Genomic DNA, 10,771 nt, shown 5'->3' on the forward strand with positions numbered 1-10,771 from the left:
TGTCTTTGTGCCGGTTACTATTCCGAGCCGCTGGCGTTTTGTGTTCCGCCGCCGCCGGCTACAGATCCCGCGTGCGCGGCGATCTTGTCGAAGAAGCCGTACTCGAGGGCTTCGGGAGCCGTAAACCACTTGTCACGGTCGTTGTCCTTGAGGATGGTCTCGACCGTCTGCCCGGTCTGGCCGGCGGTGAGTTCCGCCATGACCTTCTTCATGTGCAGGATGAGTTCGGCCTGGATCTTGATGTCCGAGGCCGTGCCGCCGATGCCGCCGGACGGCTGGTGCATCAGGATGCGGGCGTTCGGGGTGGCGTAGCGCTTGCCCTTGGTGCCCGAGGAAAGCAGGAACTGCCCCATCGACGCCGCAAGACCGGTGGCGACCGTTACGACGTCGTTCGGGATGAACTGCATGGTGTCGTAGATGGCCATGCCGGCGGTTACGGAGCCGCCGGGCGAGTTGATGTAAAGGTAGATGTCCTTATCGGGGTTCTCCGCTGACAGCAGAAGCAACTGCGAGCAGATCGCGTTGGCGTTCTCATCGCGAACCTCGGATCCAAGCCAGATGATGCGCTCTTTCAGCAGGCGGTTGTAGATGTAGTTGTCCTGGGCTGCCGGATCGACAGTTGCCATCCGGGGCGCCCCTGCTTGCTGTGACATATGTACTTACCTCTCGCTGGCGACGGTGACGTCACGGTACGACGTCACTGAAAATCACTACTTGGACACTAACCGGTTTCGCGGCCGTTTTGTTCTCGCGGATCGCGCTGTTCGCTGACGGCGCACGATTGCCGCAGCCCCGCCGCCGTTCCGGAGTTAAGCCGCCGTTCCGGGGTTAAACGGGGAAGCCCCCGGATCAGGGATCCGGGGGCTTCCGTGCAACGCGTGTTAGAACTTCACTGCTGCGGGGTCGTCGCTGGGGGCGGCTTCGCCGTCAACGGCGGGAGCCTCTTCAGCCTCAGCGGCAGGAGCTTCTTCGCCGCCGGGGCGGACGAAGTCGCTCAGGTCAACCTTGTTGCCCTCGGTGTCGGTAACCTCGGCCTGGCCCAGCACAACGGCCAGGGCCTTGCGGCGGCGGACCTCGGAAACCATCATGGGAACCTGGCCGGACTGATCGATGATCTGGGCGAACTGGTTCGGGTCCATGCCGTACTGGCTGGCCGTGGTCACGATGTAGTCAATCAGCTCGTTCTGGCTGACGCCGACCTCTTCCTTGTCCGCGATGGCGTCAAGGATGATCTCGTTCTGGAAGGCACGCTCGGTGTTGGCCTGGACCTCGGCGCGGTGCTCCTCAGTGTCGTGCTCGCCTTCACCGTGGGAGTTCTCAGCCTTGAAGTGCTGCTCCAGCTGCTCTTCGACGACCGAGGCGGGAACGGGAACCTCAACGAGCTCAACGAGCTTGTCCAGGACCTTGTCGCGTGCCTCGACACCCTGTTCGACAACCTTGGATTCGGCAGCCTGCTTGGCGAGGTCCGCACGGAGTTCGGTCAGCGTGTCGAACTCGGATGCCAGCTGGGCGAAGTCGTCGTCAGCTTCGGGAAGCTCGCGCTCCTTGACGGACTTGACCACTACCTTGACCTGGGCACCTTCGCCGGCGTGGTCGCCGCCTACGAGGGTGGTTTCGAAGATGGCGTCCTCGTCGGCGCTGAGGCCGGTGACGGCCTCGTCGAGGCCTTCGAGCATGGTGCCGGCGCCAACCTGGTAGGACAGGCCGGAGGCGGAGTCAACTTCGGCGGCGTCGATCGAGGCGGTGATGTCGATCGTCAGGAAGTCGCCGTCGGCGGCCGGACGCTCCACGGACTTCAGCGTGCCGAAGCGGCCGCGGAGTTCGTCGAGTGCCTTGTCAACGTCTGCTTCGGAGGACTCGGCAGCGGCAACCTCAACCTTGATGCCGGCGTAGTCCGGCAGTTCGATCTCGGGACGGATGTCGACTTCAGCGTGGAACTTGAGTTCGCCGTCGGTCGCGGAGGGGTCCGGAACTTCGGTGATTTCGACCTCGGGACGGCTCAGCGGGCGGATTCCAGTCTCCTGGACAGCCTCCTGGTACCAGCCGTTGAGGCCTTCGTTGATGGCCGTCTCCAGCACGTAGCCGCGGCCAACGCGCTGGTCGATCAGCTTTGCGGGGACCTTGCCCTTGCGGAAGCCAGGTACCTGGATCTGCGAAGCAACAGTCTTGTATGCCTCTTCGATGCTGGGCTTCAATTCCTCAAAGGGGACCTCAACATTGAGCTTGACCCGCGTGGGGGTGAGGTTCTCGACAGCGCTCTTCACAGTCTAAGTACTCCTGGTTTTTGTGGGATGGGTTTCTGCAAACGCAATGATCTGACAAGCTGCAGAGTCGGGGTGACAGGATTTGAACCTGCGACTTCCTGCTCCCAAAGCAGGCGCTCTAGCCAAGCTGAGCTACACCCCGTAAGTGCACAGAACAGTCTACGGTGATAACGGCCGGATATGCACATTTGACACTGGGGCCCTGAATTAGGTTTAGTTATATCCGGCTCGAGCAGCCGACCGGAAGTAATGCATCAGCAGCTGCGATCACCAGCAGCGGCCGGAAGCATTCCCACGGGGACGTAGCTTAATGGTAAAGCCTCAGTCTTCCAAACTGATTACGCGGGTTCGATTCCCGTCGTCCCCTCCAGGACAGTCCCGCAAGGACACAAGCAGGACAACAGGAAAGCCCCTCTCCGGAGGGGCTTTCCTGTTTTCCCGGCACCTTTGCCCGGGTTCCGGGCCTTACGTCCCCTGCTGGCACACGGGGCACCAATAGAGCTTGCGCGCAGCAAGGTCCGTCATCGCCACAGCGGTCCCGCAGTTGCGGCACTCGAGGCCGTGCCGCCGGTATACGAAATGCGACTCGTCCGGCGCCGGCAGTCCGGCGGCGGGATCCGTCCAGTAGGTCGGCGGCGTGGTGATGATCCTGCCGTCGCGGACGCCGTCGGACATCATTGCGACTGTGTCCTCCCACAGTCCCCCCGCCGCCTCCGCGTCCAGCGAGCGGCCGGGCAGCCAGGGATCAAGGCCCTGGCGGAAGAGGATTTCGGCCCGGTAGACGTTCCCGACGCCGGCGATCACCTTCTGGTCCATCAGGAGCGCAGCGAGGGGCGTCCTGCGTGCCCGTACGCCCGCGACGAAGCCTTCCTTGCCACCGGCAAGGTTCCGCAGCGGGTCCGGACCCAGCCGGGCCAGGACGGCGTCGGCTTCGGCCTCGGTGATGGCGTGGCACGTAGTGGCGCCCCTGAGGTCCGCCCAGCCGTGCGCGCCGGCCAGCCGGACACGGACGGCACCGACCGGCGCGGGAGGGCCCTCGTACCCGGAACTGCCGCCGGCGGATTCAAAAGCAGCGTCGGCTGCCGCGCCGTCGTCGAACACTTCCTGCTCCCCCACCTTCCGGGGCGCGCCGATGCTGGAAGCGCCGCGGAACGTGGCGTCACCGCCAAAGTCCCAGGCGCCGTAGAGGCCGAGGTGCACGTGCAGAACGAGCCCGTGGTCGAAATGCAGGAACAGGTGCTTACCGTGGGCCACGGAGGCAACCAGGGTGCGGTCGTTCAGCAGCGCCGCGCCGTCAGTGAACCGCCCCTGCGGACTGGAGACGGCGAGGCGCTGCCCGGAAAATATGTCCGAAAACTGGCGGGCCAGCCGGTGGACCGAATGCCCTTCCGGCACTAGGCGATAACCTCGCCGGTGTTCTCGTAGGCAGCGATCTTGCCGATGCGGCGGACATGGCGTTCATCGTTGCTGAACGGTTCCTGCAGGAATGCCTCGATGATTTCCGTTGCCTCGTCCACGCTGTGCTGGCGGCCGCCGACTGCAACGACGTTGGCGTCATTGTGCTCGCGGGCAAGTGTTGCCGTGGACAGGTTCCAGCCGAGCGCCGCACGGACGCCCTTGACCTTGTTGGCGGCGATCTGCTCGCCGTTCCCGGAGCCGCCGAGCACGATGCCCAGGGCATGCACTCCGGCAGCCTGGTCGGCCACGACGGCGAGGGCTGCGTTGATGCAGAAGGACGGGTAGTCGTCCAGGGCGTCGTAAGCCTTGGGCCCGTGGTCCACCACGTCGTAGCCCTTCGCTGTGAGGTGGGCTACCAGGTGGGCGCTGAGCTCCATCCCGGCGTGGTCGGTGGCGATGTGGACGCGCGGAAAGTCGGAAGAGGTGGTCACGGCAGTGTCCGTTCAGTCGTTAGCACCGGTAGGCTTCCGGGCTGCTTCGGGGGTCGGGTCCAAGCGTACTAGGACGCAGACGGTAGGTGCCCGCCATACACACTCTGCGGACGTCAAGGCTGGGGCGGGCTCTTCTCCCCGCGGGCCCGGGCAGCCACCCGGGACAGGACGGCGGCCACCCTTTCGGCGGAGTCGGTGCTGCCGCCGCTGACGGCCACCTTCTTGCCGTCCGCACGGTTGACGACGACGGCGGGGCCGCTGCTGACCAGCATGGCTGTGGTTCCGCCGTGGTGCCGGTAGCCCCACCCGCCGTAGTCCGCGGCACGGACGTCCGCGGGTGCAGCCGAGGCAATGGCCGCGGCCGGAACCTCCATCACGCGGACGAATCCTGCGACGAAGACCCGCAGCCCGCTCCGGTCGACGATGACCCGGGCGAAGAGGAAGGCCGCCGCCAGCACCGCCAGCACCACCAGCAGGGCGCCCAGCCAGGGGACGGCGATGGAGACCAGGGCCGCCGGGAAGAGCGACGCGACGCCGAGCATCACGAACACCGAACTGCGTGCATGAACCCACAGCCGTACGGAATCCGTCGCCAGTTCCGGGTCGAGTTCGCGTTCCAGTGCCTCCTGCAGGGCCCGGTCATCGTCCACCGACCACTGTTCGTCGGCTTTGAACACAAACCCGATGATGACGCCGAGCGCCAAGGCGGCCCCGCTCCCGAGGGCGAGCACCGACATGTCGACCCGTGCCTCGCGGACGTCGGCGATGCCCGCCTGCCCCACCAGCACAGCAGCCAGTGCCGTGGTGACAAAGAGGCTGATGCCCAGGCCGGCGCCCATCATGATGCGCCGCATGACAGCGGGCCGACTCAAAGGCACCGCCTGCCCCAGGGCCAGCCAGCCCACCGCCGCGATGATCAGGCCGCCGAACGTCACAAAGGAAGAGAACGGCGCAAAACCGGCCGGCCCGGCCTCGGACCAACGCACTGCCATGGGGTCCGGCACGTCCGGCCCGAGCAACAGTGCACACACGACGAATGCGGCGGCCAGCAGCACAGGGAACCCCACCGCGAACCGCAGTGCCTTGGCGTCCACCGAATCCCTGATCTTTCCCATACCCCAACGCTACTCCGCGCCGGCACCGTGTGATTCACCTAACTTGCCAACGGGCAATGAAGTGAAAGAATAACTTCACAGTGCCGGCGATGACTGTTGCCGGTACGCAACCGCAAACCCTTTCTGGAGGCCCCACATTGCCAGGTATGAACCTGACGCGCGCCGAAGCCCGTGAGCGCGCTGACCTCATCTCCGTTGAGTCCTACGACGTCAGCCTGGACCTGACCCGGGGCGACAAAGTCTTCGGATCCACCACCGCCGTGACGTTCAGCGCCCGCCCCGGCTCCTCCACCTTTATCGATGCGGTAACCCACAAGGTCCACAGCGTTATGCTCAACGGCATCGAACTGGATCCCGCCGAGGTGTCCGACGGCATCCGCATCCAGCTTCCGGACCTCGCCGCGGAGAACAACCTGCTGGTGGTGGCCGAGGCGCCGTACATGAACACCGGCGAAGGACTGCACCGGTTCGTGGATCCGGTGGACAACGAGGTCTACCTGTACACGCAGTTCGAGGTCCCCGACTCACGCCGGATGTTCGCCGTGTTCGAGCAGCCCGACCTCAAGGCGAGCTTTACGTTCACCGTCACTGCGCCGTCGCACTGGGACGTGGTGTCCAACTCCCCCACGCCTGTGCCCATCGAGACCATTCCCGGCGAGGGCGGCGGCGCCCGTTCCGTCTGGGAGTTTGCCCCCACTCCCCCGCTGTCCTCGTACGTGACAGCGTTGGTCGCCGGCCCGTACCAGTCCGTGCGCAGCGAGGTGAAGTGCGCCGACGGACGGGTTGTTCCGCTGGGAGTGTTCGCGCGGAAGTCGCTCATGCAGTACCTGGATGCGGACAACATCTTCGAACTCACCCGCCAGGGGTTCGAGTTCTTCGAGGCACAGTTCGGGTGCCCGTACCCGTTCGAGAAGTACGACCAGCTCTTTGTCCCGGAGTTCAATGCCGGGGCGATGGAGAACGCGGGCGCCGTCACCATCCTGGAAGGCTATGTGTTCCGCGGCAAGGTCACCGGCGCGCAGATCGAACGCCGCGCCATCACCGTACTGCACGAACTCGCGCACATGTGGTTCGGCGACCTCGTGACGATGCGCTGGTGGAATGACCTGTGGCTCAACGAATCGTTCGCCGAGTACATGTCCCACCTGGCTGCGGTGGAGAACACCGAGTTTGACCACGCCTGGACCACGTTCGCTTCGGTGGAGAAGTCGTGGGCGTACCGCCAGGACCAGCTGCCCACCACGCACCCCATCTTCGCCGAGATCAACGACCTGCAGGACGTCGAAGTGAACTTCGACGGCATCACGTACGCCAAGGGCGCCTCGGTGCTGCGCCAGCTGGTTGCGTGGGTCGGGCCGGAGCAGTTCATGTCCGGGGTCCGCGAGTACTTCATCAAGCACGCCTGGAAGAACACCGAGCTCAGCGACCTCATGGTCGAACTGGAAAAGGCCAGCGGCCGCGACCTTGACCAGTGGGGGCGGCTGTGGCTGGAAACTGCCGGGGTCAACACCCTGACGCCTGACGTCGCGGTAGATTCCACCGGCGCGATCACCTCCTTCGCCATCGTGCAGTCAGCGGTCGCCGAGCAGCCCACCATCCGGCCGCACCGCCTCGCCGTCGGCTTCTACAACGTCACCGACGGGCAGCTGGTCCGGGTGCACCGCGAAGAACTGGACGTCGACGGCGAACGCACCGAGGTGCCCGCACTGGCCGGCCTGCAGCAGCCGGACCTGGTCCTGCTCAACGATGACGACCTCGCCTACGCCAAGGTCCGCCTCGACGCGAAGTCCCTGGCCACTGCCACTGCCCACCTGAAGGACTTCCGGGAGAGCCTGCCGCGAACGCTCGTCTGGGGCTCGGCCTGGGATGCCGCCCGTGACGGGGAATCACCGGCACGCGGCTACGTCGAACTGATCCTGGCCAACATCGCCTCTGAATCCGATTCCTCCGTGATCCTGGTCCAGCTCCGCCAGTTGGCCACCACCCTCACCTATTACGTGGCCGAGGAGCACCGGGAAAAGACGTCCGTGGCCGCAGCGGACACGCTCTGGGACCTGGCAGGGGCGGTTCCGGCGGGCTCGGATGCGCAGCTCCAGTTCGTGAAGTCGTACGCCCTGCTGGCCCGCAGTGACAGCCAGCTGGATACGGTATCGGCACTGCTGGAGGGCTCCGCCGCCCTGGACGGACTCACTGTCGACCAGGACCTGCGGTGGGAACTGCTCGCCTCGCTGGTGGCCGGCGGACGGCACGGCCAGGACCGGATCGACGCCGAACTCGAGCGGGACAACACGGCCAACGGCCAGAATGCGGCAGCCCTGGCCACGGCGGCCATTCCCACGGCCGAGGCAAAGGCTGCAGCCTGGGAGTCCATCGTGGTCAAGGGCGAATTCTCCAATGCCCTGCAGGCCTCCGCGGTGGCAGGCTTCACGCGCGTGCTGGATCCGGCGCTGCTGGCGCCGTACACGGAGAAGTACTTCGACGCCGTCCCCGGGATCGTTGCCAACCGCACCCACGCGCTCGCCCAGCAGATCGTCGTCGGGCTCTACCCGTCGCAGCAGACCACCCAGGCCACTGTGGACCGGACGGACGAGTTCCTGGCCACCCTGCCTGAAGACAGCGCCGCCCTGCGGCGCATGATGCTGGAGAACCGCGACGGCGTGGCCCGCGCGCTGCGGGCCCGCCGGGCCGACGTCGGGTAGTCACCGGCGTTTGCCGTTACTAGACTTGCGGCATGACCCTTGATGAGCACCGCTACGCCGTGACTGTCCGATGGACCGGGAACCGTGGAGACGGAACGTCGACGTACCGCGGGTACTCCCGGGCCCACGACATCGACCTCCCCGGGCTACCCACGCTCAGGGGATCCGCGGATCCCACGTTCCACGGGGACAAGACCCGGTACAACCCCGAACAGCTGCTGCTGACCGCGCTGTCGCAGTGCCACATGCTGTCGTTCCTCCACGTGGCCGTGAAGCATGGCGTGGTAGTGACGGCCTACGAGGACCGCGCCGAAGGCCTGATGCGGACTAACCGCGACGGCAGCGGCCAGTTCGAGTCCGTCACGCTCCGGCCGCAGGTGACTCTTGCGGCCGCCGTGGACAACGCCCTGATGGAACAGCTCCATGAAGAGGCAAACAAGGTCTGCTTCATTGCCCGCAGCGTCAACTTCCCCGTGCTCCACGCACCGAGGACGGTTGGCCCGGGAGCCTGACCGCTGCTATTGGCCGGCGGTAGTCCCGTGTCTCAGGACGTACCGGACGCCTGGAATTCGGCCAGGAGCCGCTCCTCCGTTTCGGCGCTGATCCCGGCCTTCCGTTCCCTGTCCAGGCCGCGGCGGCGTTCGTCGTCGAGCGTGTCCCGCAGTGTCTCCTGCCATGGCCGCAGGGTGAGGCCGGCTGCGACGGCAGCATCGTTGGAGCGTGTCATAAAGCCGTCATGTCCCGGCGGTAGCCAGAGGGGGAGGGAGTCTTTGCCTGCCCAATGGGCAATCCCCCGGGCAACCAGCCAGTCTGCCGGCACCGTGAGCGTCCGGCTTCCATAGCCTGCGAGGCGTTTTGCTTCGTCAACGTAGGCGCCGAACGGTACAACACCTCCCACCGCGTTCAGGGCGCCGGTAATCCCCAGTCCTGCCGCTTCCAGGATCCAGGCCGCGAGGTCGCGGACGTCAATGATCTGGGTGGCGTTGCCGCCGATATCCGGAACGAGGACAGGTCCCGCGTCGCGGGCAAACCGGGCCGGCCAGTAGCCGTAACGGTCCGTACCGTCGCCGGGACCGCCGATCAGTCCGGCCCGGCAGAGGTGGGCCTTCGCGCCGGCCAGGGCTGTGGCGTGTTGCTCGATGGCCGACTTTGCCTCGCCGTAGTTCTCCGGCGCAAAGGCGGTGCCCGGTGCAAGCGGCGGCAGCAGCCCCGCACTCTCGTCCGCGCCCGGCAGTGAGTGGTCGGCGTACACGGAGCAACTGGAGACCGTCGTCCAGTGCGCGGCGGCCGGGGCCAGGAATTCGAGCGCGTCCCTGGCCTGTTCCGGATCACGGGTCACGTCAATGACGGCGTCCCAGTCCCCGGCCGCCTCTCCATACGCCTGCTTCCCTTGGGTACGGTCGGCCTGCAGCCAGGCCGTTCCCGCCGGCGGAGCGGCCGCCAGACCGCGCGCAAGGCAGGTCACGGCGTGCCCGGCGGAAACCGCCTGCCGGGCAATTTCAGCGGACAGGAAGGCGGTACCGCCAAGGATCAGGATGCGCATGTGGCCACGCTACGGCGCTAGTGTTGAAGGTGAACAGAGTGTTATGCGCCCGGCGAACGCCGGGCCACCTCCGGCAGACGCCGGTCAGCAGTAAGGAGCACCCCTGCCGATGTACAGCATGTTGTCGATCACCCCACCAGCCACTCCGGACATTTCCGGAATAAACGCAGCCGGAATCGTGATCAGCATCGGGGTAGGCGTTGGAGTGTGGCTCGCGGCCACCTTCGTGATTGTCGGAATCACCAAGAGCGTTGCCGCCGGCACCACATTCTTCAAAAAGCCCCACTTCCGGTGGGTTGCCCCGGCCCTCCGCGCCCTGGACCACGAGCGCCGCGTCCAGCGGGCGAAGACCATCGGCTCACTGCTGAACAGCGTGGCCAGCGTCCTCATCGCCGTCATCACCATCATGTACGTCCTGAAGAACCTGGATGTGGACATCGCACCTCTGCTGACCAGCGTCGGTATCCTGGGTGTCGCCATCGGCTTCGGCGCCCAGCAGCTCATCCGCGACTTCCTTGCCGGCATCTTCATCACGATCGAGGACCAGTACGGCATCGGCGATGTCATTGAGACCAGCGAGGTGGTGGGAACAGTGGAGTCCATGGGCCTCCGCATCACCCGCGTCCGGTCGGAGGACGGTGCCATCTGGTACCTGCGAAACGGCGAGATCCTGCGGGTGGGCAACCGTTCCCAGGGCAACTACGTGGCCCCCGTGGACGAGTCCGCGGACGTCCCCGACCCCGATTCAGCACCCCAGCAGAAGGCCGGAGAGTAACCATGAGCACGCCAACCCCTGACCAGAGCCAACCGAAGATGCTGATGCAGAACGATCCCTTCACCCAGCCCGGCTACACGGACAACTTCTACGACGCCGTGGGCGGCCACGAGACTTTCGTGAAGCTAATCGATGTCTTTTACGACGGCGTGGCCACAGACCCGCTGCTCCGGCCGATGTACCCGGAAGAGGACCTCGGACCGGCCAAGAGGCGTTTCCTGATGTTCCTCGAGCAGTACTGGGGCGGTCCCACCACGTACGGAGAAGAACGCGGCCATCCCCGGTTGCGGATGCGGCACATGCCGTTCCGGGTCACCCCCGAGGCCAAGGACCGGTGGCTGCACCACATGCGGACGGCAGTGGACGCCCTGGAACTGGCGCCGCTCTACGAAGGCACGCTGTGGGATTACATGGAGCGCGCTGCGCTGTCCATGGTCAACAGCCCCTCAGACGCCTGAGAGCCTCTTAGCCTTGATCCACCGACGG

General features: G+C 65.8%; 10 protein-coding genes and 2 tRNA genes. 5 read left to right on the plus strand and 7 right to left on the minus strand.

Features of this window, described 5'->3' with window-relative positions:
- Positions 1–17 precede the first annotated feature (17 nt).
- The 3 genes from J7I79_RS17830 to J7I79_RS17840 form a co-directional block, all read right to left on the minus strand.
- Positions 18–626 (minus strand): ATP-dependent Clp protease proteolytic subunit, encoded by a 609-nt coding sequence (locus tag J7I79_RS17830; protein ID WP_214955468.1) that lies wholly within the window; start codon positions 624–626, stop codon positions 18–20.
- Between the two features lie 255 nt (positions 627–881).
- A complete protein-coding gene (gene tig / locus J7I79_RS17835) occupies positions 882–2,264 on the minus strand; it encodes a trigger factor (RefSeq protein ID WP_214955436.1) in 1,383 nt (460 codons plus the stop codon).
- A 67-nt stretch (positions 2,265–2,331) separates the two neighbouring features.
- Positions 2,332–2,406: transfer RNA gene (locus tag J7I79_RS17840), tRNA-Pro, on the minus strand.
- 154 nt (positions 2,407–2,560) lie between these two features.
- On the opposite strand from J7I79_RS17840, the gene J7I79_RS17845 reads away from it, so the two are divergent.
- A tRNA-Gly gene (locus J7I79_RS17845) sits at positions 2,561–2,634 on the plus strand.
- A 95-nt stretch (positions 2,635–2,729) separates the two neighbouring features.
- On the opposite strand, the gene J7I79_RS17850 is transcribed toward J7I79_RS17845, so the two are convergent.
- The 3 genes from J7I79_RS17850 to J7I79_RS17860 form a co-directional block, all read right to left on the minus strand.
- Positions 2,730–3,659, minus strand: a complete 930-nt coding sequence (locus tag J7I79_RS17850; protein ID WP_214955438.1) for a DNA-formamidopyrimidine glycosylase family protein — start codon at positions 3,657–3,659, stop codon at positions 2,730–2,732.
- Positions 3,659–4,153, minus strand: coding sequence for a ribose-5-phosphate isomerase (locus tag J7I79_RS17855; RefSeq protein WP_214955440.1), 495 nt, complete (start codon positions 4,151–4,153; stop codon positions 3,659–3,661). Before J7I79_RS17855 ends, J7I79_RS17850 begins: the two co-directional genes overlap by 1 nt.
- A 113-nt stretch (positions 4,154–4,266) precedes the next feature.
- Entirely contained in the window at positions 4,267–5,268 is a 1,002-nt protein-coding gene (locus tag J7I79_RS17860) for a hypothetical protein (protein ID WP_214955442.1), read from the minus strand.
- 146 nt (positions 5,269–5,414) lie between these two features.
- Here J7I79_RS17860 and pepN point away from each other — a divergent pair, with 146 nt between their 5' ends.
- Positions 5,415–7,967, plus strand: a complete 2,553-nt coding sequence (gene pepN / locus J7I79_RS17865) for an aminopeptidase N (RefSeq protein ID WP_214955444.1) — start codon at positions 5,415–5,417, stop codon at positions 7,965–7,967.
- 32 nt (positions 7,968–7,999) lie between these two features.
- The gene (locus J7I79_RS17870; RefSeq protein WP_214955446.1) at positions 8,000–8,479 is read left to right on the plus strand and encodes an OsmC family protein; all 480 of its coding nucleotides are present in this window, start codon (positions 8,000–8,002) and stop codon (positions 8,477–8,479) included.
- A gap of 32 nt (positions 8,480–8,511) precedes the next feature.
- Here J7I79_RS17870 and J7I79_RS17875 read toward each other — a convergent pair whose 3' ends face one another.
- On the minus strand, positions 8,512–9,510 hold the full coding sequence (locus J7I79_RS17875) for an epimerase (protein ID WP_214955448.1): 999 nt from the start codon (positions 9,508–9,510) through the stop codon (positions 8,512–8,514).
- Positions 9,511–9,619: 109 nt separating this feature from the next.
- On the opposite strand from J7I79_RS17875, the gene J7I79_RS17880 reads away from it, so the two are divergent.
- Together J7I79_RS17880 and J7I79_RS17885 are read left to right on the plus strand one after the other, a co-directional pair.
- A complete protein-coding gene (locus J7I79_RS17880; protein WP_104173129.1) occupies positions 9,620–10,285 on the plus strand; it encodes a mechanosensitive ion channel family protein in 666 nt (221 codons plus the stop codon).
- 2 nt (positions 10,286–10,287) lie between these two features.
- Positions 10,288–10,743: a globin gene (locus J7I79_RS17885; RefSeq protein WP_285291474.1), complete on the plus strand. Its 456-nt coding sequence runs from the start codon at positions 10,288–10,290 to the stop codon at positions 10,741–10,743.
- Positions 10,744–10,771: the final 28 nt, after the last annotated feature.

It is taken from the genome of Arthrobacter sp. ISL-69 (assembly GCF_018613775.1).
GTDB lineage: Bacteria > Actinomycetota > Actinomycetes > Actinomycetales > Micrococcaceae > Arthrobacter.

Coding starts and splice junctions, on each gene's coding strand:
- J7I79_RS17830 (WP_214955468.1), bottom strand. CDS start 626: ATGGCAACTGTCGATCCGGCAGCCCAGGACAACTACATCTACAACCGC.
- J7I79_RS17860 (WP_214955442.1), bottom strand. CDS start 5,268: ATGGGAAAGATCAGGGATTCGGTGGACGCCAAGGCACTGCGGTTCGCG.
- pepN (WP_214955444.1), top strand. CDS start 5,415: ATGAACCTGACGCGCGCCGAAGCCCGTGAGCGCGCTGACCTCATCTCC.
- J7I79_RS17870 (WP_214955446.1), top strand. CDS start 8,000: ATGACCCTTGATGAGCACCGCTACGCCGTGACTGTCCGATGGACCGGG.
- J7I79_RS17875 (WP_214955448.1), bottom strand. CDS start 9,510: ATGCGCATCCTGATCCTTGGCGGTACCGCCTTCCTGTCCGCTGAAATT.
- J7I79_RS17880 (WP_104173129.1), top strand. CDS start 9,620: ATGTACAGCATGTTGTCGATCACCCCACCAGCCACTCCGGACATTTCC.
- J7I79_RS17885 (WP_285291474.1), top strand. CDS start 10,288: ATGAGCACGCCAACCCCTGACCAGAGCCAACCGAAGATGCTGATGCAG.